This window comes from Streptomyces sp. NPDC014006 (assembly GCF_043088925.1).
Classification (GTDB): Bacteria; Actinomycetota; Actinomycetes; order Streptomycetales; family Streptomycetaceae; genus Streptomyces.
Genome location: NZ_JBICAJ010000014.1, coordinates 74632 through 96933, shown reverse-complemented (window position 1 = coordinate 96933; position 22302 = coordinate 74632). Strand labels below are relative to the sequence as shown.

General features: G+C 69.9%; 10 protein-coding genes and 4 pseudogenes. 8 read left to right on the top strand and 6 right to left on the bottom strand.

The features are described from left to right. Positions 1 to 125 precede the first annotated feature (125 nt). Positions 126 to 533, top strand: coding sequence for a hypothetical protein (locus ACF1GV_RS35830; RefSeq protein WP_391689608.1), 408 nt, complete (start codon positions 126 to 128; stop codon positions 531 to 533). Between the two features lie 12 nt (positions 534 to 545). Here the strand turns inward: ACF1GV_RS35830 and ACF1GV_RS35825 are convergent. Next, positions 546 to 1416, bottom strand: a pseudogene (locus tag ACF1GV_RS35825) (IS5 family transposase); the annotation flags it as partial. Between the two features lie 357 nt (positions 1417 to 1773). Beyond that, a complete protein-coding gene (locus tag ACF1GV_RS35820) occupies positions 1774 to 2688 on the bottom strand; it encodes a universal stress protein (protein WP_391689605.1) in 915 nt (304 codons plus the stop codon). 449 nt (positions 2689 to 3137) lie between these two features. On the opposite strand from ACF1GV_RS35820, the pseudogene ACF1GV_RS35815 reads away from it, so the two are divergent. Next, positions 3138 to 3437 (top strand): annotated as a pseudogene (locus ACF1GV_RS35815) (X2-like carbohydrate binding domain-containing protein); the annotation flags it as partial. 510 nt (positions 3438 to 3947) lie between these two features. Next, the gene (locus ACF1GV_RS35810) at positions 3948 to 5183 is read left to right on the top strand and encodes an epoxide hydrolase family protein (protein ID WP_391689602.1); all 1236 of its coding nucleotides are present in this window, start codon (positions 3948 to 3950) and stop codon (positions 5181 to 5183) included. Between the two features lie 811 nt (positions 5184 to 5994). Here the strand turns inward: ACF1GV_RS35810 and ACF1GV_RS35805 are convergent. From ACF1GV_RS35805 to ACF1GV_RS35790, 4 genes and pseudogenes are all read right to left on the bottom strand, one after another. Then, positions 5995 to 7665: a sel1 repeat family protein gene (locus tag ACF1GV_RS35805; RefSeq protein ID WP_391689600.1), complete on the bottom strand. Its 1671-nt coding sequence runs from the start codon at positions 7663 to 7665 to the stop codon at positions 5995 to 5997. Positions 7666 to 8018: 353 nt separating this feature from the next. Continuing rightward, positions 8019 to 11093, bottom strand: a pseudogene (locus ACF1GV_RS35800) (alpha-amylase family glycosyl hydrolase); the annotation flags it as partial. Positions 11094 to 11237: 144 nt separating this feature from the next. Beyond that, positions 11238 to 14270 (bottom strand): annotated as a pseudogene (locus tag ACF1GV_RS35795) (alpha-amylase family glycosyl hydrolase); the annotation flags it as partial. Positions 14271 to 14479: 209 nt separating this feature from the next. Continuing rightward, positions 14480 to 16186 carry a carbohydrate-binding module family 20 domain-containing protein gene (locus tag ACF1GV_RS35790; RefSeq protein ID WP_391689597.1) on the bottom strand — a complete coding sequence of 569 codons (1707 nt, stop codon included), beginning with the start codon at positions 16184 to 16186 and terminating at the stop codon, positions 14480 to 14482. A 672-nt stretch (positions 16187 to 16858) separates the two neighbouring features. Between ACF1GV_RS35790 and ACF1GV_RS35785 the strand changes: the two genes are divergently transcribed. The 5 genes from ACF1GV_RS35785 to ACF1GV_RS35765 are packed head-to-tail and all read left to right on the top strand — an operon-like array spanning position 16859 to position 22299. Next, complete coding sequence (locus ACF1GV_RS35785) at positions 16859 to 18151, top strand: aspartate aminotransferase family protein (RefSeq protein WP_391689594.1); 1293 nt, start codon at positions 16859 to 16861, stop codon at positions 18149 to 18151. Continuing rightward, complete coding sequence (locus ACF1GV_RS35780) at positions 18148 to 19188, top strand: ATP-binding cassette domain-containing protein (RefSeq protein ID WP_391689591.1); 1041 nt, start codon at positions 18148 to 18150, stop codon at positions 19186 to 19188. Before ACF1GV_RS35785 ends, ACF1GV_RS35780 begins: the two co-directional genes overlap by 4 nt. Continuing rightward, on the top strand, positions 19185 to 20045 hold the full coding sequence (locus tag ACF1GV_RS35775) for an ABC transporter permease (RefSeq protein ID WP_391689588.1): 861 nt from the start codon (positions 19185 to 19187) through the stop codon (positions 20043 to 20045). The genes ACF1GV_RS35780 and ACF1GV_RS35775 overlap by 4 nt, the downstream gene beginning before the upstream one ends. Beyond that, entirely contained in the window at positions 20042 to 20842 is an 801-nt protein-coding gene (locus ACF1GV_RS35770) for an ABC transporter permease (protein ID WP_391689585.1), read from the top strand. Before ACF1GV_RS35775 ends, ACF1GV_RS35770 begins: the two co-directional genes overlap by 4 nt. Positions 20843 to 20850: 8 nt before the next feature. Next, complete coding sequence (locus tag ACF1GV_RS35765) at positions 20851 to 22299, top strand: hypothetical protein (RefSeq protein ID WP_391689582.1); 1449 nt, start codon at positions 20851 to 20853, stop codon at positions 22297 to 22299. Positions 22300 to 22302 lie beyond the last annotated feature (3 nt).

Here is a 22302-nt window from a genome sequence, read left to right as displayed (position 1 = left end):
TGTTTGTGGTCTGTCCGCGATGCGGGGGCCGTGCTCTCGTGATCCCCCGGCCTGGCCTTTCTGATCCCAGATACTTCAGCGAGCTCCTCTTCCAGCCGCGTCGTCTGGCTTGTGGAGGATGCGGTGTGGTCGCCGACTGGGAACCTGAGGTGCGGGGGGCTGGGCTGGTCGGCGCGGTGCTGGGCGGCAGTGCGGACCCGTTCTTCCAGCGGCCTCTGTGGCTGCAGACCCGTTGCGCAGGTCACGTCCTGTGGGCCTACAACGAGGAGCACGTCGACGAGCTGTCCGCCTACGTCGGGGCGCGATTGCGGGAGCGTGGTGGAGCGCGGCCGACGATGTCGATGTTCGCTCGGCTGCCGGCGTGGATGAAGGTGTCGGACAATCGCGCGGAGGTGCTGGCCGGTCTGGAGACGCTGCGGGAGCTGGCGAAACGGATGGCACCTGCTGACCGCTCCGATGCCGCGCACGGGCGCGGTGACCGTCCCCGAGCGCACAGGAGTATGTACTTCCGGGGCGGCCCGTATGAGTCTTGAAGGCTTGGGGCACAGCCATTCGTTGATGGTTGCGATGAGGACGGTTGCCTCGTAGCGGACCGCGAGCTTGTCATATCGCGTGGCGACGGCCCGGTGTCTTTTGAGGCGGTTGATCCCGCACTCGACCGCGTGGCGCTCGCGGTAGTCGACCCGGTCGAAGTGCGGCGGCCGGCCGCCGCGGGAGCCGAGCTTCCGGCGGTTGCGCGCCTGGTCGGCGTTGTCCGGGATGGTGCAGCGGATCCTGCGGCGGCGCAGGAGGCGCGGTTTCTGCGGGAGGCGTATGCCTTGTCGGCGCGGACCCGATCAGGTCGGACGCGTGGCCGGCCTGGTCCGATGCGGGGCACCCGGACCTTCTCCAGCACCGGCTCGAACTGCGGCGAGTCGCCGCGCTGGCCGGCCGTGATCACGATCGACATGGGCTTTTGGCCCTGCTCGACGGCCAGGTGCAGCTTGGTCGTGAACCCGCCGCGCGACCGTCCCAGCCCGTGATCACTGGGCTCGGCGAAGATCCCGCCCGGCGGTTCCTTCTGCAGGTCGCCCTGCTTACGGGCTCCGGCCGCAATGTTGATGGGCGCGGCACACCGTGGAGTCGACGCTCAGGTCCCATCTGATCGGACCCTTCGCGTCGGCCAAGGACTGAAGCCGGGTGAGGATGCGGTACCAGGTGCCTCCCCGCTGCCATCGGCGAAACAGGTCGTAGATCCGGCCCCACGGACCGTACTCGACGGGCACGTCCCGCCACGGCACACCGACGAACTCGGAAGCGTATGCCATCGATCAGCTGCCGCCGAGACCAGACGGGCGGTCTCCCCGCCCGCGTGCCCTTCGGTAACAACGGCTCCAACACCGCCCACTGTTCATCCGTGAGATCACCCCGCCCCATGAACCGTGGTCTTTCACGTCTCAAGATCTGCTTTCGATACACGGCCCAGCTCGCAGCGGTCTGTTCCCGTGCTCGGCAGAGCCGTGACACGCTCCAGAGCGACATCACTTCTCTTCTCACCGACATTGATCATGCAGAAGCAGCCGGAGTGGCTTCCGAACTCGCGCCGATACGACATCCACGGGCTGTGACACAGCCAGACGCCCTGACCCGCGCCCTGTGTCCGCCGCCCCTCACCGTCAGCGCCTCGGTGCGCGACGGCATGGTCATGCTGGGGGAAGGGACAGCTGATGGGGAGGGCCGTAGACGCGGACGGGCCGAGGGAAGAGATCCCGGGCCCGTCCGCATTTGTGTTGCTCAGTCGTGTGGGACCACCGCGACCGGCGCGGAGGCGTGCTGGAGCGCAGCGTGCGTCACCGAACCGATGTGGCCGCCGACCGGCGAGCGGCGGTTCTTGCGGCCGACGACGACCAGGGCCGCGTCCCGCGAGGCGTGCACGAGGTGGCGGCCCGCGCCGCCGACGACGGCCTGCTCACGCACCTCGACGCCCGGATACTTGTCCTTCCACGGCCGCAGCACATCGGTGAGCCGGTGCCGTACCTGCTCGGTCAGCTCGTCGTTGAGCCCGGCGTCCATGGCGGCGCCGTAGCCGTACGCGGCCGGCAGCGACCAGCCGTGGACCACTCGCAGGTCGGCCGCGCGATGCCGGGCTGCTTCGAACGCGAACCCGATGACGGCGTCTTCCGGGTTCTCCAGGTCGAGCCCCAGCACCACCTCGCGATACGGGGTCGCGGTGGACGCGGCCCCTGTGGCGTCCGGCCGGTGTTCGTCCGCGGCGCTCGCGCCGGCTCGTACGAGGACGACGGGCCGCGGGGATCGTGCCACGACGGCGAGGGCGACGGAGCCGACCAGGAACCCGGCGAGTGTGCCGAGGCCCCGAGAGCCGAGGACCAGCAGGTCGGTGTTCTCGGCGGCGGCCAGCAGGGCGGGGACGGCCTGCTCCTCGGTCTGCTGTGTGGTGATCCGCACCTCCGGGTGACGCTGGGCGAGCCGGGATTCCGTCTCGCGCAGCATGTAGGCGGCCCACTCGCGCTGTGCATCCAGCGCGCCTGGCGCTGGGACGCCGGCGAGCGGCGCGTACAGGTAGCGCATTTGCTCCCCGCCATGTAGGAGACGCAGGGACACCTCGCGTTCCTGTGCTTCGCGGGCGGCCCAGTCGGCCGCGGCGAGGCTCTCGGGTGAGCCGTCGAGACCGACGGTGATGGTGGACATGTGCGGACCTCCTTCAGGGGTGCCGTGTCAGTCTCCAGGCCAAGATCGTGGGACGGCAGGGGCCCGAGGTCCCTGCCGGGGGCCGAACGGCCCACGTGGCGGCAGCCCGTGGTGCGGTGTCAGCCAAGCTGGAGGTATGGCCATGCCGCGGCCGGCGCGTGATCCAACCCTCGCTGCGGGCGGGCGGGCGTCGTGTCTTCGGTAGCGGGCCGGTCGGTGCGTGCGTGTCGGCGCAGTCCAGGAGCGGAGCGTGGGCCACGGCCTCGTCCGCCGACCAGCCGATGACGGCGGCGCGGTACAGCGAGGCCACGCGGAGAGATCGCCACCTGCTGTGCGTAGATCCTCGGCGTGCCGATACCGGCGGCCGGTAGCTGCGTGCAGGTCACAGACCCGCAGGCCGTGCCCCCTGAGCTGTTCTCGCACCTGGAGAGACTGCACGCCAAGCAGCGAACGGCACCACCGTCCAGGGCCTGTGGCAAGGCAGCACCCAGCTCGTCGCGGGACGCGACGACACCCTCTCCGGCAACCAGCTCACCCTCACGGCCGGCGCACTGACCCTGCTGACCGGCAACCGCGACTACGGGGTCAACTCGACGCTCCAGGCACGGTTCTCCCGCGGACTGCCCTGCAACATCGACATCGTCACCTACGACACTCCGGTGCTCTCCAACTCCACCGGTACGGCGGACGTCTTCACCATTCCCACGCAGTACCGCGGTGACGCGCTGGCGACCATGGAGGCCACGTACGAAACCTTTGGCGAAACAGAAAATGGATTCGTGAAACACGGCAACCTCCAGTTCGTGGCGGCGACCTCACGAAGAGACACCGACCAGGTCTTCCAGATCGGATGAGCATTGAGGTCTTCTCGGCAACCCGACGGCTGCGGTGCGTGTGTCGTTGCGGCGGATGTGGCGCTCCGGAAGCCGCCATCCGCGCCGACCCGCAGAATGCGCGCTGGTACGCCTTGTGCTCGTCACTATCGGCGGCACGTGCCGCTCTTCGAGGAGAGGGCGGTCGGCTTGCGAGGCGGCGGGACGGCGCGAAGCAGCCCCCGCAGAAGTCGTGGGGCCGATGCGTCCGCCGGTGCCAAGATGGTCGAGTCGCGGCGAAAGGAGCGTCGTCTGGCCGGCTCGACCCGCACCACCGGCAGGCACTCGCCGCGCCGCTGCCCGCACTCCTTGAAATAGCCCGGCTCGCTGTCCACCCACCCAACAGGCCGACGGAACCGCTTCCCCCGTCAGGTAAGGAATCACGGCATGACCATCCCGCACGCCTTCCCTCTGGAGCCCACCTCGATCCATGTGTCCGACGAGGTCCTCGATGACCTGCGCGCCCGTCTCACGCTGACCCGTCCGCCGCTGGACGAGGGGAATGAGGACTGGTCCTACGGCGTCCCGGCCAGTTGTCTCCGTGAGCTGGTCGCCTACTGGCGGGACCGCTACGACTGGCGGAAGGCCGAGGCCGCCATCAACGCCTACGAGCACTACGAGGTGAACGTCGCCGGTGTCCCGGTGCACTTCATGCGTAAGCCCGGCCGCGGCCCCCGCCCGATTCCGTTGATCCTCACCCACGGCTGGCCGTGGACGTTCTGGCACTGGTCGAAGGTGATCGACCCGCTCGCCGACCCGGCCGCGTTCGGCGGTGACCCCGTCGACGCGTTCGACGTCATCGCGCCGTCGCTGCCCGGCTTCGGTTTCCCCGGCCCGCTCACCGGCTTTCCGGACGTCAACTTCTGGAAGGTCTCCGACCTCTGGCACACCATGATGACCGAGACCCTGGGCTACGAGAAGTACGCTGCCGGAGGCTGCGACATCGGCGGTATCGTCTCCAGCCAGCTCGGCCACAAGTACGCCGACGAGCTGTACGGCATCCACATCGGCTCAGGTTTGCCGCTCGACTTCTTCACCGGCCCCCGCGCCTGGGACTTCGCACGGAATCGGCCCCTCACCGACGACCAGCCCGCCGACGTCCGCGCCCGCATCATCGAGCTGGACCGCCGCTGGGCGTCCCACGTCGCCGTGCACATGCTCGACGGCGCCACCCTGGCCCACGGGCTGAGCGACTCGCCCGCCGGACTGCTCGCCTGGCTGCTGGAGCGCTGGAACGCCTGGAGCGACAACGGCGGCGACCTCGAATCCGTCTTCACCAAGGACGACCTGCTCACCCACGCCACGATCTACTGGGTGAACAACTCCATCGCCACGTCGATGCGTTACTACGCCAACGCCAACCGCTACCCCTGGGTCCCCGCACACGACCGCACCCCGGCCGTTCAGGCCCCGGTCGGCCTCACCTTCGTCACGTACGAGAACCCGCCCGGCATCCACACCGCCGACGAACGCGTCCGGGCGTTCAAGACCGGTCCGCAGGCCGATTGGTTCAACCACGTCAACGTCAACGCCCACGACCAAGGCGGCCACTTCATCCCCTGGGAGAACCCCGAAGCCTGGGTGAGCGACCTGCGCCGCACCTTCCACGGCCGCAGGCCCTGAACGACCCGGCGGCTCGCCCGGCGACGGGCCAGGCGAACATTGTCACGCGCCGCCGGCGTGAACCTGCCGAGGCGCTCGGAGACCATAGTCACCTCGACGGCGTGACGCTCGACGAAGTTGACGTTGCGATCCGGGGCACCCAGGGAGTCGCGCCAGGCGAGCGGAGTCGTACACATCGAGTGGAGCCCTAGGTGAACGCTGTGGGCGGCCTGCTCCACTGACTCGGGCCTTCGACTGCAAGGCAGGCCCAAGCTGCCTGCACCAGAAGCAAGTGGTCTTGCGCCCAGCACTCGGTGCCTTGCATCCCCGCCTGCCGGGCAGCAACCCCGGTGATACCGCGTCTGGACGGCCCGTGGCCTTGGCGCACCTCACGTCACACTCGACCAGCGGTTTCATTGAGCAGAATTCGGGTGGGACCCCCGGTATCAGCCCTGGCAGCCGGGCTCGGACCTGTCCCTGTGCGAGGGTGGCGCGGCTGCCCTGAGTGCCATCTCCCGATTCCGAGGCGAGGGCGCCGACCGCGCCGCGCACCTCAGCACCGTCAACACCCACGCCGGTGCCTCCTCGGCGCCAGACCGCCGTCCTCCGGAGTTCCGACCGCCCTATCCGGCGTCACGGACGCTCCGTGCCGCCCCAGCTCCGTCCGACGGAGGCCGGGGCGGTCGCGCTGGTCCTCCACCACCGAGACGCATGAGAGGAGCTGAACGGCGTGCACCTGCGCATCCACGAGGTCGAGACCGACGTCCCCATACAAGACATTCGTGCCGCGGACGTCCGCTCCGGATGCCCGCAGACCGTCCAGCCGACGGGGTCACGCCGTCAGCGCCGCCTCCACCTTCGCCAGTTCCTCCTCCGGGTCGACCGTCCGGGACAGTACGTTCAGGTCGTCCCGGCTGTAGCGGGCGCTCACGTCGTCGTCCCAGCGTGCGACGGCGGTCCGCAGCGGCTCGATGGCTTCCGCGAGGCGGCCCAGCCGGTGCAGGACGAGACCGTAGTAGCCGGCGGCCTCCGTCCTGTAGGCGGCGTCGCCGCCTTCTTCCCAGGCCATGCGGAGAAACGGTTCCGCCTCGGCGTACGCGCCGCGCTGCGCCTTCAGTTTGCCCGCGAGCATGGCGTTCAGCGCGGACCCGTCACCGGCTGCGCGCACATACCAGCGCTCGGCCTCCTGGTAGTCCCGGTGGTACTCGGAGAGCCACCCCATCTGGTTGCACGCGCCATGGTGGCCCGCCTCGGCGGCTGTCCGGTACCACTGGTCGCGCAGCGCGGGCCTGCGCAGCGCGCCGTACAGCTCCGCCAGGTCGTACGCCGCCTGCGGGTCCCCGGCCAGCGCGGCGGGTTCGATCCAGCGGACCAGGTGGCGGTCGTCCGCGCCGCCCCAGTCGCCGAGGATCTTCCCGTACGCGTACGAAGCGTGCACGTCGCCCGCCTCGGCTCGCTCGCGCAGCCTTGGCAGTCGGCGCAGGTCCTTGCCGGGCGCGACGGTGCCACCCTCTCGGATCGCGGCGATCCGGGCGAGCTGCTCGACGACGCCCTCGTCGTCCTCGCCGACCTCCCGGAACCAGCGTTCGGCCTCCTCGTACCGCCGCTGCCGCTTGCACAGGAGCCCGAGGTTCCACTGAGCCGCCTGATGCCCGTGGGCGGCCGCGAGGCTGTACCAGTGCTCAGCATCCCCGAGGTCGCCGCGCTGCTCGTGCAGGACACCGAGGACGTACGAGGCGCCTTCGTAGCCCTCATCGTGGGCTTGGAGCAGCAGGCCGCGGGCCTCGGCCCAGGACGCCTCGCCTCCGGTCTCCGTCAGGAACACAGCGTGGTCCACGCGGGCGGATGCGCTGAGCGCCGAAGCCCTGCGGTAGTAACCGGCGGCCTCGGTCGTCAGACCCGGGTAGTCGCGGAAGTGCTGTTCCAGGGCGAAGAGCGGGCGCAGCGCCTCCGCGGCGGCGTCGCCGTCCCCGGCAGCCTCGGCGGCGTCGAGACCCGCCGCGACACCGTCGAAGTCCTCGCGGATCGACTCGAAGAGCTGAACCCAGCGGAAGACCGCGATGTCGCCCAGATCGATGTCGCTCATCAGAAACTTCGACGCCTCGTCGAGTCGTCCCTCGGCCGCAAGCAGCTTGCCGAGCTCGATCTTGCAATCGAGGTGGCGTCCTTGCTCCCAGCCGTGGCGGAACCACTCGGCGGCCTCCGGATTGCCGTCCTCGCGCAGCAGTACGCCGAGCCCGTAGGCGCATCCGGCGTGGCGGTCGGCGACGGCGCGGTAGAGCGCTTCCGCGGCCTGCCGATCACCCCGGATCTTCCGGTACCGAGCAAGGGTGTAATGCGAGAAGGCGTCGCCGGCCGCCACGGCCTGCTCCCAGTACGGGATGCCTTCGTCCACGTGACTGCGCAGCACGAAGAAATCGGTGTGCCGGCGGGCGGTCTCGGAGTCGCCGGCTCGGGCGGCGGCGACGAGCGCCTCTCCGTGGGTTTGTATGTCCTGCGTCATGATCGCATCGTGCCAGGTGGCGCCAAGCACCGGCCAGTAGGGGGGTGTTGCCCGTCCGGCAAGACCGGTGCGCCAGGGATCGCCTCGACGCGCCCAGGTCGTTACCTGTGCACGCCGCGGGACGAAGGCAGGCTCAAGTCGGACTACAGAAGCGAGAATTGCAGCGCAGGGGCCATCGAACGCCAAAGGGCCCCGCCGTCGTGGCATGCGACGGACGAGACCCCTGGCACAGAGACCGGACATCAGCCAAGCCGGCCCCGAGCCTCGCTTCCGCGAGTCCTCGTCGGCCCTGTTGAAGATTCTTGCTGATATTCGCAAGCTCTTTGCCGCACGTCGCCCCAGGGTCAGGGCAGCCGCACTCCCGTGGCGGCGAGCAGTGCGCCGTTGTCCGCCCGTTGGGTCGCGATGAGTTGTGCGCTCCCCAGCGCGGCCGGGATGCGGTCGCGGTCCCGGGGGTCGATCGTGAACGCCGGCTCGTCCGCCAGCTCCGGGTGGGCAGCCTTCTGTGCGTCCGTCAGCTTCGCGGGGACGAGCCGCAGCCAGCGGCCTTCGTCGGACAAAGCGCCGTCCTTGACCGTGATGCCCCCGTGCGGGCTGTAGACGAGTTGCCGGCTGGTGGAGTCGGTGGCCTTCACTTTCCACACGACGGTGTCCGCGTCGATCCACCGCGCGTGCGCCGTACCCAGGTCCAGGTCAGGGGCGCCGCCCGAGGTAGGCAGCAGGTAGCCGGCGTCGCCGCCGATCAGCCAGACCTCCTTGCCGTACGTGCCGAAGTCCAGCGACCGGTCGGCGGCGATGTCCTTCTCGTCGCCCTTGTGGACGATGTAGCTGAGCGACGTGGCGCCCTCGGCCAGCGGTACCTCGAAGGTCACGCCGAACGCGTCCTTCTTCACCGGCGTGAGCGGCGCCGACCAGTCGGTGGGGTTCTTGGCGCCCGTCCAGGTGTGCAGACCCCAGCCGTCGTAGGCGCCGTCGGCCCGGTGGTAGTGGATGACGGCCTTCGTCGGGTCGGGGGCCGGGTACACGCCTTCCGGTGCGGTTTCCGACTGGCCGTCGGTGCCTTGCCGGATCCACACCTCACCCGTCCTGGCCAGATCGATGGTGCGCTGCGGGCCGTCGGCGGCGCCATTGGCGGTCACCGTGTACGTCAGGGCCTTGGCGCCCTCCTCCGGCTTGACCCAGGCGAAGGCGCCGTAGGCGTCACGACCGGTGAACTCGGTCGACCGACCCGCGCAGGTGAGACTCCAGCCGGTGTAGTCGCCGTCCGCGCGCTGGTAGTGCACGACCGCGTAGTCGCGGTGAACCGCGCTCGGCGGCTGCGCCACTGGGGGCCGCCCCACCGTGGTCGTGGCGAAGGCGCTCGCGGTGCGGCCCGCGAGGTCGGCCACCACTGCCTTGTAGCTCACCTGGGTGCCCTGCTTCACCGTGTCGGGCAGGTGCTGGGTGACCGTGTAGGGAGCGTGGTCGGCGCTGCCGAGGGTGCGCCAAGGTCCGTCGCCCACCTGGGCGGCGAAGACGACACGGTTCAGCCCTCCACCGTTCACGTCCGCGGAGAGGTCGACGTCCCCGGTCGCGCCCGGCGCCGGCGCCCGGAGGGTGAGGGCGGGCGGTGCGGCCGGAGTGCCGAGCCGCTTCGTCGCCTTCAGGACCACGGCGGACAGCGCCGGAACGGTGATCGTGACGCCACCGTCCGTATCGCTGGTCACCGAGGTGGTCGTGCCGTACAGCCCTCGGTAGGCCATTTCGGGGGAGTTTGTGGGGATCTTGACGGTCCTCGCCGCGGAGGCGTTGTTGAACGCGACCAGGTAGTCGCTGCGTCGGCGGGTGTCCGTGCGGGAGAACGCGTACACCGAGTCCTTGGCGTATCGCTCGGTCTGGACTCCGTCGCGCAGCGCGGGGTTTTCCCGGGTGAGCTGGGACAGTGCGGCGATCGCGCGGTAGAGAGGGTGCGAGGTGTCGTAGGCGTCGGAGGCTGCCGTGCGGTCGGTGCCGATCTCGTCGTCGTCCAGATAGTCGGGGACCTGGGAGGCGAACATCGTCTGGCGGGCGTCCTTGTCGCCCCCGGCGCCGGTGAAGCCCTGCTCGTCACCGGAGTAGATCACCGGGTTGCCGCGCGAGAGGAACATCAGCTCGTGGGCGAAGCGGTCCCGTCGCAGGAGTTCGGTGCCGTCCGCCGTCGGGTTGTCCTTGAGCAGGAAGCCGCCGATGCGGCCCATGTCGTGGTTGCCGAGGAAGGTCACCTCCTCGTACGCGTTGGCCTTGTCGGTGGTGTAGCGGTAGTCCTGCGCGAAGACGCCGGCGAGCCGGTCGGCCGCCCTGCCCTGGGAGGCGTACTGGCGGATGGCGTCCTGGAGCGGGAAGTCCAGTGTGGCGTCGAGCCGGCCCTGCCGCACGTAGGGCGAGGTGACGGCGGGGTCGGAGGACAACGTCTCGCCGAAGACGAAGAAGTTCTTCCGCCCCTTCTTCGCGGCGTAAGCGTCGAGCGCCGTCGCCCACTGGGTCCAGAAGGCCATGTCGACGTTGCGCACGGTGTCGACGCGGAAGCCGTCGACGCGGAAGTCCCGGACCCACTTCTCGTAGATCTGTTCCATGCCGTGCACCACTTCGGGCCGTTCGGTCCACAGGTCGTCCAGACCGGTGTGGTCGCCGTACTCACTGCTCTCGCCGGCGAAGGTGGAGTCACCGCGGTTGTGGTACATCGTCGGGTCGTTCAGCCACGCGGGAGCCTTGGCGCCCCGTTCGGCCGGGGCGACCTCAGGTGTGTAGGGGAGGCCGCGCGCGTCGACCTTGTGCATGCCCTTGCTGTCGTCGAAGGGGCGGCCTTCGGTGTCCAGGTAGGGGTAGGCGCCCTTGCTGCGGTAGCCGAAGGTCTTCTCGGCATAGGTGACGGTGTCGGCCGTGTGGTTGGTGATGACGTCGAAGAAGACCTTCATGCCCTTGGCGTGGGCCTTGCGGATGAGTTCCGTGAGGTCGGCGTTGGTGCCGAAGTGCGGGTCGACCCGGGTGAAGTCGGTGATCCAGTAGCCGTGGTAGCCGGCGCTCTCGCCGTTGCCCTGCACCGGCTTGTTCTTGAAGATCGGGGCGAGCCAGATCGCGGTGGTGCCGAGTCCCTTGATGTAGTCCAGCTTGTCGATCACCCCCTTGAGGTCCCCGCCCTGGTAGAAGCCCTTGTCGGTGGGGTCGTAGCCGGTGGCGGAGCGGTCCCCGGTCAGTCCTCCGCGGTCGTTGGCGGTGGAGCCGTTGGCGAACCGGTCGGGCAGGAGGAAGTAGAACTGTTCGCGGGTCATGTCGTGACGGGCCGCCACCGCGGCCAGTGCGCCGTTCGACGGCGGAGCGGGGTGCCGGCCGTTCGCACTCGCAGGCTCGGCCGTGTGCAGGGCCGTGGCGAGGAGGGCGGTGGTGACGGCCGCGGTGGCAACGCGGGGCAGGGCGCCCGGACGGCGTCCCGTGCGTTGCGGGATGCGGCCGTCGGCCGGTCGGCCGTCCCGGTCGCCGGAGGCGGTGGATGAGGTGGTCACTGTGCTGCTCGTTCCTCTCGGTCAGTGCGCTGTCGCAGTGGTGGGGAGCAGGTGCACGCCGGTCGCGCCCAGCAGGGCGCCGTCCGCCCCTCGTTGGGTGGCGATCACCTGCCGGCTCGTCCGGGCCTCGGCGATACGGCCGCGGTCGCGTGGGTCGACGGTGAAGGCCTGGTAGGCCGAGAACTCGGGGTGGGCGACCCGCTGGGCGTCGGTCAGCCGGGCGGGGACCAGGCGCAGCCAGCGGCCCTCGTCGGAGAGGGACCCGTGCTCAAGGCTGACGCCGCCGTCCGGCGCATAGACGAGTTGCTGACTGGCGACCCCGGCGCCGGTCCCCCGCCACACGACGGTGGTGTCGTCCAGCCAGGTCGCGGCGGACGTGCCGAGGTCCAGGCCGAACGCGCCACCGAGGGACGGGGTGAGGTAGGCGGGATCGCCGGCCAGGCGCCACACCTCGTGTCCGTAGAGGGAGAAGTCGAGCGTCTCGTCCGTGGGGACGTCCTTCTCCTCCTTCCGGTGCAGGAGGTAGCTCAGGGAGTCCGCGTGGTCGGTGAGCGGTACCTCGAAGACCAGGCCGAAGGAGTCCCGGCCCACCGGCTGGACGGGTTCGTTCCACTCCGGCGGGTGCGCCGCTCCGGTCCATGCGTGCAGACCCCAGCCCTCGTAGTCGCCGTCGTCGCGGTGGTAATGGATGATCGCCTTCGCCGGATCCTGTGCCGGGTAGGCGTCCGGGGGCCGTGACCGTGTCACCGTCGCGCTCCCCTGTTCGGTCCATGCCTCCGGTGCCGCGGCGAAGTCGAGGACACGCTCGGGGCCTTCGGCCGTGCCGTCCTTCTCGACGGTGAAAGAGACGTGGGTGGAGCCCTCGGGCGGGGTGAACCAGGCGAAGACTCCGTAGGCGTCCCGGCCGACGAAGTCCGCGGATTGGCCGTCGGCCGTGCGTAGACGCAGACCCGTGTTGTCGCCGTCCGCTCGCCCGTAGTGGACGACCGCCCAGTGGCGCTGAGCCGTCGGTTCCCCAACCGGTGATGTCTGTCCCGAGCTGGTGGTGGCGAGGGCGCTCGCCGTCCGGCCGACGCTGTCCACGACGACCTCCTTGTATCTGAGCGGTGTGCCGGCCTGGACGGAGGCGGCGATGGTCTGGGTGATGCGGTACGGGGCGTGGTCGGCGGTGCCGAGTGTCCGCCAGGCACCGTCACCGGTCTGGGCGGCGAAGACGACCTTGTTGTATGCGCCGCCGGTGACGTCCGCGGAGATCTCGACGGTTCCGGTGGCGCCCGCTTCCGGCGCGTGGAGTTCCACGGAGGGGGCGGTCGTGGGCGGGGCGAGCGGCCGTGCCGCCTCGTACACGACCGACGACAGCGCCGGAACGGTCACGGTGATCTTCCCGCCGGCGTCGCTCTGCACGCGTCCGGCGGCACCGTACACCGCCCGGAACGCCACGTCCGCCGAACCGGTGGGCAGGGTGACGGCCGTGTCCTCGGTCGCGTTGTTGAACGCCACGAGGTAGTCGCGTCCTCTGCGCACATCGGTACGGGAGAAGGCGTACACGGAGCCCTGGGAACAGCGTTCGGTCTGGACGCCGTCCCGCAGCGCGGGGTGCCTCCGGGTGAGCCGGGAGAGGGCGGCGATGGCCCGGTAGAGCGGGTGGGTGGGGTCGTAGGCGTCGGAGGCGGCCGTGCGGTCGGTGCCGATCTCGTCGTCGTCCCGGTAGGCGGGGACCTGGGACGCGAACATGGTCTGCCGCGCGTCCACGTCACCGCCGGAGCCGGTGAAGCCCTGTTCGTCGCCGGAGTAGATCACCGGGTTGCCGCGTGAGAGGAACATCAGCTCGTGGGCCAGACGGTCGCGCCGCAGCAGTTCGGAGTCGCTCGCGCCCGGGTTGTCCTGGGTGACGAAGGTGCCGATGCGTCCCATGTCGTGGCTGCCGAGGAAGGTGACCTCGCTGTAGGCGTTGGTCTTGTCCGTGCTGTAGCGGTAGTCCTGTACGAAGACATGGGCGAGGTCGTCGGCGGGGCCGCCCCGTGAGGCGAAGTTGCGGGCGGCGGCTTGGAACGGGAAGTCCAGCGTCGCGTCGAGCCGGCCCTGGGTGACATAGGGGGCGGTGAGGGACGCGTCGGCCGAGAACGCCTCGGCGAAGAGGAAGAAGTTGCGGCGTCCGTGCCGTGCCGCGTACTTGTCGAGGGCGGTGGCCCACTGGGTCCAGAAGGGCATGTCGACGTTCTTGGCTGTGTCGACCCGGAAGCCGTCGACACCGTAGTCGTGGACCCACTTCTCGTAGATCTTCTCCATGCCGTGCACGACCTCGGGCCGTTCGGTCCACAGGTCGTCCATGCCCATGAAATCGCCGTCCAGGGCGCTTTCCCCGGCGAAGGTGGAGTTGCCGCGGTTGTGGTACATGGCCGGGTCGTTCAGCCAGTCGGGCACCTTGCGGTCCCGCGGGTCGGTGGAAACCCGCGGCGTGTAGGGGGCGCCGGCCGCGTCAGCCTGGTGCATGCCGGCCGTGTCGTCGAAGGGACGGCCCTCGGTGTCGAGGTACGGGTAGGCGCCCTTGCTGCGGTATCCGTACCGCTTCTCGGCGTAGTCGATCGTGTCGGCGGTGTGGTTGGTGATGACGTCGAAGAAGACCTTCATGCCCTTGGCGTGGGCCTTGTCGATCAGCTGCGACAGATCGGCCTCGGTGCCGAAGTGCGGGTCGACACGGGTGAAGTCGGTGATGGCGTAGCCGTGGTAGTTGGCCAGAACCCTGCCGTCGCGGACCGTCACCGGCTTGTTCTTGAACACGGGTGCGAGCCAGATGGCGGTGGTGCCCAGGCCCTTGATGTAGTCCAGGTGGTCGATGACGCCTCTGAGGTCGCCACCCTGGAAGAAGTTCTTGTCACTCGGGTCGTATCCGGTGACCGTGCGGTCCCCGGTCGATCCTCCGCGGTCGTCGGCCGTCGAGCCGTTGGCGAACCGGTCGGGCAGCAGCAGGTAGAACTGCTCCCTGCTCGCGGCCGGACGGATCGGTTCCTGCGCGAGACGGGCGTCCGAGGGCGGTGGGGGCGGTCCGTCGGCCGTCGCCCGGGACGTCAGCGGGGGCAGGGCCATGAGGCACAGCGCGATGGCCGGCGCGGATAAGTGGTGCAGGGTTCTGCCGACCACGTGACACTTCTCCTCGGGATCTCGGGTGTGGGAAGGGACGGGACATCGCGCGCCACGGGCCGCGGAACCGCCCGGCACCGGCGCTACGGGCCGGGCGGTCCGTGTACCGCGTTCGCCGTCCGTGGTCGGCGACCTCGATACGTCAGGGACGGCGGTCAGTTGCGCCAGGTGTCGTTCAGCGTGACCTGGCCGCCGGCGGGCACGGTGCCCGTACGGTTGGCCCCGCTCTCCCAGGTGACGTTGCCGGAGGCGTCCTTGCGGATGTACTTGTACGCGAACGACGTCCCGGCGGGCATGGGCACGTCGAGCTTCCAGACGGGGTAGCCCGACGGGTCGAGCTTCGGGGCGTTGGCGGTGTTCCAGCTGCCGAGGGCGGGGTTGTCGCCGACGACGTAGACGTTCTGACCCCACTGCGTGGTGGCGTTGACGTTGAACGAGGCTCCGGCGGCCGGAGCGGGGGCGGGAGCGGTCGGGGTGACGGTGTCGCAGTTCGTCGCCCCGACGTGCAGGGCGAGGGCCGACTCGGCGCCCAGGGTCGCGGTGAACCGCCCGTTCGAGTCGACCGTGACGCCCTTGCCGCTCTGTACGTCGCAGTAGCTGCCGGCGGGCAGGGAGGTCTGGAAAGTGCGGGTCAGCGTGGAGCCCTCGTGGTTGATGACGACGTACGCCTTGTCACCACGGCCGAAGGCGATCTGGTTGTTGCCGTTGTCCCACCAGTCGGTCACCGCCGCACCGGCGGCCTTGTTGCGGAACGTGACCATGCTCGCGATCTCGCGCCAGGCGTGCTGGCACTTCCAGCCGTCCGTGTAACAGGCGTTCACCTGGCCGTTGTTCGGCCCGCCGGCGTTGTTGTCGGTGAACGCGTAGCCGGAGTGCACATCGGGTGAGCCATAGGGCCAGGCCAGCATGAAGACGTGCGCGAGGGTGTAGTCGGCGCCGTCCTTGTAGGTGAGGGTGCCTCCGTTGCGTTCGCTGTCGTGGTTGGTGACGAAGACGGACGCCTTGTCGCCGGAGACGTAACCCCATGCCTCGCCGAAGTTCTTCAGCTCGGCGAGCTTCTCGTTGGTGAAGACCCTCTTGAGGTCGTAGGCGTAGTGGAACTCCTGGACGTCACCGGTGTTGTAGTACTCCGGCGGCTGCACCGCCTCCCCGGCGGCCCCGATGGTCTCCTGCTTCCAGTAGACGCCGGGATTGCTGAGCCTGGACTTGATGTCGGCCAGGTCGTCCTCGGCGATGTGCTTGGCGGCGTCCACGCGGAAGCCGTCGACGCCGAGGGAGAGCAGGTCGTTGAGGTAGCCCGCGATGGTCTTGCGGACGTACTCCTCCCCCGTGTCGAGGTCGGGCAGGCCTCCCATCTCGCAGTGCTGGACCTGCCAGCGATTGGTGTAGTCGGTGATGGTCGTGGTGCAGTCGTCCATGTCGGCGGCGGTGTAGGTGCCGGGGTAGTCGTACTTGCTGAAGGACGAGCCGGCGCTGCCCGTGCCGGAGGCGTTCGCCATGTGGTTGATGACGGTGTCGGCGACCACCTTCACGCCCGCCGCGTGACAGGTGTCGACCATGCTCTTGAACGCCGAGCGGTCGCCCAGCTTGGTGCCGATCTTGTAGCCGACGGGCTGGTAGGCCGTCCACCACGAGGTGCCCTGGATGTGTTCGTTGGGCGGGGAGACCTGGACGTACCCGTACCCGTCGGGGCCCAGCTCGTCGGTGCAGGCCTTCGCTACGGAGGCGAAGTTCCACTCGAACATCACCGCGGTGACGTCCTTGTCGCCGGGCGCGCTTGCCCGCGCCGGCGTCGGTGCCGTGACGGCCGCAGCGGCTCCCGCCAGCAGGGCGAGTGCAGCGGCCACGGTCTTTCTGGCCATGGTGTCTCCAGTTCGGAAGTGGGGTGATCCGGAGAACAGCCTCATGTGACAACGCGCCATGCCAGAGACAGCCGTTCATTGATTCTTGCAGCAAGAATTTTCGGTCGAGACCGTACGGCGCCACCTACCTCGGGTCAACCCCCGCCGCAGAAATAAGAGTTCCGCAGCCAGAGGTGAGGGAGGACTTGTGAAATCTCTTTCGCAAGTATTTCAGCGGTGTTACCTTCAACGAACTCCGGCCCGTCGGCCGGGGGGTCCGCGAGCCGCACCCCTACGCGCCCGGCCGTCCGGGCCGGAGTGTCCTGTTCGACTCCTCCTCACAGCCGACCCCTCCTTGCGACCGGCCCTTCTCGCAGCCGACACCCTCGACACCACGGGGCGGGCAGCAGCCAGAAGCTACGGCAACGTCTGCGGCATGGACGCCCGACAAGGGCCGGGCCGCACTTCAACCTGGTCAGGCGCCCCCTCCCACCCACGCACCCCCACGACGTCGGGTCCTCCGCATGCGCCCGATGCCCCGATCACAGCAGAGACCCCCGCAGCACGCAAAGTAGCTCTGAAAATTTCAGCAATTCCTTGCAGTCGGCGTCCGGTTGATGTTTGACTCACTCCCGGCCCCGCTCAACGGCAGGGCGATGCACGGCAGTTCGCACCGAGTACGGGGGAGCAGCAGTGACAGGTCGTCACCAGCTGGAGCGGCTGGAGCGTGAGGCCGGACATCTGGCGCCAGGCGCTTCCGAGGAAGCGGCCGTGGGGCGCCGGGTGTTCGCCGAAGGGCGTGGCCCGGTCCTCACCGATCTCGACGGCAACCAATACCTGGACTTCGCGGCGGGCACCTTGACCCAGTCCCTGGGGCACGGGCATCCCGAGGTCGTCGAGGCACTGACCGCGCAGGCCAGACGGCTGTGGAACGTGCACGACTCGGCGACCCCCGACCGGGCCGCGCTGCTGGAACTGCTGGCTCGGCTGTTACCCGAGCGGCTCGACACCTACGCCCTGTTATCGACGGGCGCGGAGGTGGTCGAAGCCGCCCTGCGTGTGGTGCAGGCGACCGCCGAGCCGGGCCGCAACCGGATCGGCGCCCTCCGCGGAGGTTTCCACGGCAAGACGATGGGCGCGCGGATGCTGGTGCACTGGGACCTCGGTCACCAGGCGTTCGCCGGCAACAGCGTCCTGGGCTACTCGCCCTATTGCTACCGCTGCCCCCTCGAGCTGACCCGTCCCTCGTGCGGGCTGCGCTGCGCCTCGCTGGTGCGCAGGCACATCGCCGACAAGCCGAACGTCTCGGCGCTGGTCTTCGAACCGGTGCTCGGCGCCGCCGGCGTCGTCGTACCGCCTCCCGGCTACTGGGAGCAGATCGCCGACGCCTGCCGAACCAACGGGGTGCTCCTCGTAGCTGACGAGGTACTGACCGGCGGCGGCCGGACGGGGACGTTCCTGGCGAGCGAGCAGTTCGGCGTCCAGCCCGACCTCGCCACCCTGTCCAAGGGCCTGGCCAGCGGATTCCCCTTCGCGGTCCTGGCCGGACGGGCAGACCTCCTGCACCATCCCGCGGCCTCGGGACCAGGCGCCTACGCATCGACGTACGCGGGCAACCCGCTCGGCATCGCGGCGGCGAGGGCCACCCTCGAGGTCGTCGAACGCGACCGCCTCCTCGAACACGTCCGAACGCTGGGCGAGGTGCTCCACGAGAGACTGTCCGCCCTGGCGGCCCGCTTCGACAACCTCGGTGACGTACGCGGCCTGGGGCTGCTGTACGGGCTGGAGTTCGTCACGGACCGGCAGAGTCGCACCCCGGCTCCGCACATCGCGCGGGCCGTGTACACCACCGCTCTCGACCTGGGGCTCAGAGTGGCCCTCGGCGGGCACATCCTGCGCCTGGCGCCGCCGTTCACCATCGACGAGCCCCTGCTCGACGAGGGCGTCGGCCTCCTGGAGCAGGCCATGGAACGGGTGCTGACGTGATCGTCGTGGAGCACCTCGTCAAGGAGTTCCGGCTCACCGAGCGCAAGCCGGGCCTGGTCGGCAGTCTGTCGACCCTGTTCACCCGCGAGCACCGGGTCGTCCGGGCGGTCGACGACGTCTCCTTCACGATCCCCGCCGGCTCGAAGACGGCCTACATCGGCGCCAACGGGGCCGGCAAGTCCACCACGATCAAGATGCTCACCGGCATCATGACGCCCACCAGCGGACGCTGCCTGGTGCGCGGTATCGAGCCCTACCGGCACCGGCAGGCCAACGCCCGCGGTATCGGGGTCGTGTTCGGCCAGCGCAGTCAGCTGTGGTGGGACCTGTCGGTGCCGGACTCCTTCCGGATCCTGCGGCGCGTCTACGACGTGCCCGACGCCGTGTACCGGCGCAACCTCGCCCTGTACCGGGAACTGCTGGACATCGACGCCCTTGGCGCCACACCCGTGCGCCAGCTGAGCCTCGGCCAGCGGATGCGGGCGGAGATCGCGGCGAGCCTGCTCCACGACCCGGCGGTCGTCTTCTGGGACGAGCCGACCATCGGCCTCGACATGATGCTCAAGGACGCGGTGCGGCACCTGGTCAACCACGTCCACCGGGAATTGGGCACGACGGTCGTCCTCACCAGCCACGACATCGCGGACATCGCCGCGATCTGCGACAGCGCCCTGGTCGTGGACCGGGGACGGGTGGTGCACCAGGGGAGCATCCGGGACCTGCTGCGCACCGCCGAGCGGCGGTCCGTCGTGTTCGACCACCGGGACGGTCCGGATCCCGGGCGCGCCTGTGCCCGTATCGAGCAGGGGTTGCCCGGCGTGGCCGCGTCGTACGCCGAGGACGGCCGGATCCGGGTCGACTATCCCGTCGACCGGTTCACCTCGCGGCAGGTGCTCGCGTTCCTGCTCGACCACTTCGACCTGTCGGACTGCTACGCGCCCGAACCCGATCTGGAGGACGTCCTGCGCCGGATCTACGGCGGGGGGCGGAACGGTCCGGTCGCGACCGGGACACCGGCTGCGGAGGGTGCGGCATGAGCGGCGACCTCGTATACGCGCCGCACAGGCCACCGCGCCGTGGACCGTTCGCTCGCGTCGGGCACTACCTGCCCTTCGCCACCAGCGGACTGCAGTCCCTCCTCCAGTACCGATCGACGTTCCTCACGACCGGGGTCACCGCGGCGGCCGGCGCGGCGGTCACCGTCTTCCTGTGGCGGGCCGTGTACGCGGAATCCCCGCACGGCGGCGGTCCCGGCGGATTCACCACCGAGGGCATCACCACCTACCTGCTGATGGCGCAGGTGCTGCAGGTCCTGCACGCCAACCGGGTGGACGACGAGGTCGCGGCCGAGGTCTACCGCGGTGACGTCGCCGTCATGCTGGTCCGGCCCGTCAGCTATCCGGTGGTGCGGTTCTTCGCCTGCCTGCCGGTCGTCGCGGCCAACGCCGTCCTGGTCGGCCTGCCCGTACTGGCCTTGTTCCCGCTGCTCGTGCCGCTCACCGTGCCCAGGCCCGTGGACGCCCTGCTCTTCCTGGTCTCCACCGTGCTCTCCGTCCTGCTCGCGTTTCTCGTGAACCTGCTGACCGGGATGACCGGGTTCGTCACCACCAACACCTGGGGGGTGCGGATGGTGAAGCAGAGTGTGGTCGCCTTCTTCGCCGGCCAGCTGGTGCCGCTCGCGCTGATGCCGGGGCCGCTCGCGGCCGTGGCGTCCGTACTCCCCTTCAGAGGCATGGTCGACGGCCCTCTCACCCTGCTGCTCGGCCGGTACGACGGGATCGCAGGCGCGGCCGACGTGCTCGCCCGGCAGATCGGCTGGGTGGCCGGGCTCACCCTGATCGGTGCGGCCCTGTGGCGGGCCTGTCTGAGCCGTCTGGAGGTGCTGGGCGGATGACCCGTTCGCTGTGCCGCCATGTGCGGCTGGCCTTCTTCCTCGGCGGGGTCGGGCTGCACCGGCTGAGCGCGTACCGGGTGGACTTCCTGCTGGGGGCCGGCGCGTTCCTGGTACGAGTGGGCCTGCAGACCGCGGTGGTGGGACTCGTCTTCCGCCAGGTTCCCGTCGTGGGCGGCTGGACCGTGCACCAGGTGCTGTTCCTGCTCGGCTTCTCCCTGCTGCCGCGCGGACTGGACCACCTCTTCACCGACCAACTGTGGGAGCTGGGCCGCAAACTGGTGCAGCGCGGCGAGTTCTACCGTTATCTGATCCGGCCCGTGAACCCGCTCTTCTCCCTGCTGTCGGAGCGCTTCTTCCACCCGGACGGGCTCGGTGAACTGGCCGTCGGTGCGGCCCTGGTGGGTTGGTCCGGCAGTCGACTGGGACTGCGTCTCACCCCGCTCCAGTGGGCGGTCGCGCCGTTCCTGGTGCTGTGCGGTGCCCTGATCCACACCTCGGTGAAGTTGCTGTTCGCCTCCCTGTCCTTCTGGACCGTGACCAGCCTGCCGTCGATGTACGCGGCGAACCAGGTGTCCGAGTTCGCCGCCTATCCGCTGGACATCTACCATCCCTCGCTGCGCGCCCTGCTGACCTGGGTGCTGCCCTTCGCCTTCACCTCCTACGTGCCGTGCGTCTACCTGCTGACCGGCACGACCGGGCTGGTGCGCTGGCTGCCGCTGGTGACGGCCGGTGCCCTCGCCCTCGCCCTGACCGTCTGGCGGCGGGGCGTCAACGCCTATGAAATGACCGGGAGTTGATCACGCCGGTGATCCGTGACGAACTTCTCCAACCGCTGCTGCGCACCGCGGACTGGCTGCCGCGCGACCTGCGCGCCGCCCAGCGCTACGAAGTGGCCGACCACGCCGAGCTGGGCCCTGAGGAGCTGCTGCTGGTCGTGGTCGCCGTCGGTGGCCCCGCCTCGGGCGAGCGGGTCTTCGTCCCCGTGCACAGGGCGCCGTCAGGCACGCTCACCGAGGCCCGGGGCGACAGCACCTTCGGACTCGCAGCCGTGCGCCGGGTACTCGCCGGCGCACGGCTGCGCACCCAAGGCGGCGGATACCTGGACTTCCGCCGGGCGCCCTTTGCACCGACGGAAGAGGTGCGGTGGCTGCCCTTCGATCAGGGCTGGTCGTCCAACTCGCTGTCCCTGGTCGGCATAGGCGGCGCGCCGTACCTCCACAAGACGTACCGGCGGCTGGGCGGAGCCGTCCACGAGCCCGAGGTGCTGCGCCTGATGAGCGGCAGCGGGCACACTCCCGAGTGGGCGGGGGACTGCACATACACGGACCCCGTCCACGGCACGCGGCATCCGGTGGGCGTCCTGTACCGCCACGCACCGGGGCACGGCATCGACGCGCCCTTGCGGGCGAACCTGCGCTCCCTTTGGCCGCGGCTCACCGACAGCGCCGTACCGGACCGGCTCGTGCGCGATCATCTGCGGCCGCTCGAAGGCAAGATGCGGGCCGCGGCCGGTTTCCTCGGTGCGTTCCACCGCGACCTGGCGGCGCGCCTGGGCTCCCCCGCCACGGGCTACCCCGTCGCCGAGGCCCTGGCCGGGGCCTCGGCCCGCCTGGACCTCCTGTCCCGCGACGCTCCTCTCCCCCACGCGGCCCGGCGCGCTGCCTTCGACGCCATCGAGGTCGAACTCCTGGCGCTGCGGGACGACTTCGCGGGCCGGCCCACAGCTCCGGGAGCCGGTCCTTGTCACGGCGACCTTCACCTGTCACACCTGCTGTGCGCCGAGGAGAGCGACGGCACCTGGCGGATGAGCGTCATCGACCTGTCCACGCCCGCCCTGCCGGCGGACGGACCTGGGTACGCCGCGCAGTCGCCGCTGCAGGACCTCGTAGCCGTGCAGCGCGCGCTGGAGTACTTCGCGGCCGACGAGGCCGCCTTCGAGAGCGCCCGCCGCCTCGGCATCGACCCGGCCGAGACCATGAACGGCTCCCTCGACGGCGCGCCCGCTCTGCCGCCGGCGGGGCGGGCCGTGCTGGAACGCGTCTTCCGCACCGCCGACGCGTGGCGCGAGTACGTGCTGCGTCTACTGCTCGGAGGGACCCCGGACAGTCCGCTGCGGCGGCTGCTGTACCTGCGCCGGCTCCTGCACGAGCTGGCCTACAACCACGACCACGCCCGCCCGTACCACGCCGCAATCGACCTGCGCCACGCGCTCGCGCTGGCCTCCCCCGCCCCGACCACCCCCGCGAGGAGATGACCG

Bases quoted from the DNA above. Each gene is read 5' to 3' on its own strand.
- ACF1GV_RS35820 (WP_391689605.1), bottom strand. From the start codon at position 2,688: ATGTCCACCATCACCGTCGGTCTCGACGGCTCACCCGAGAGCCTCGCC.
- ACF1GV_RS35810 (WP_391689602.1), top strand. From the start codon at position 3,948: ATGACCATCCCGCACGCCTTCCCTCTGGAGCCCACCTCGATCCATGTG.
- ACF1GV_RS35805 (WP_391689600.1), bottom strand. From the start codon at position 7,665: ATGACGCAGGACATACAAACCCACGGAGAGGCGCTCGTCGCCGCCGCC.
- ACF1GV_RS35790 (WP_391689597.1), bottom strand. From the start codon at position 16,186: ATGGCCAGAAAGACCGTGGCCGCTGCACTCGCCCTGCTGGCGGGAGCC.
- ACF1GV_RS35775 (WP_391689588.1), top strand. From the start codon at position 19,185: ATGAGCGGCGACCTCGTATACGCGCCGCACAGGCCACCGCGCCGTGGA.
- ACF1GV_RS35770 (WP_391689585.1), top strand. From the start codon at position 20,042: ATGACCCGTTCGCTGTGCCGCCATGTGCGGCTGGCCTTCTTCCTCGGC.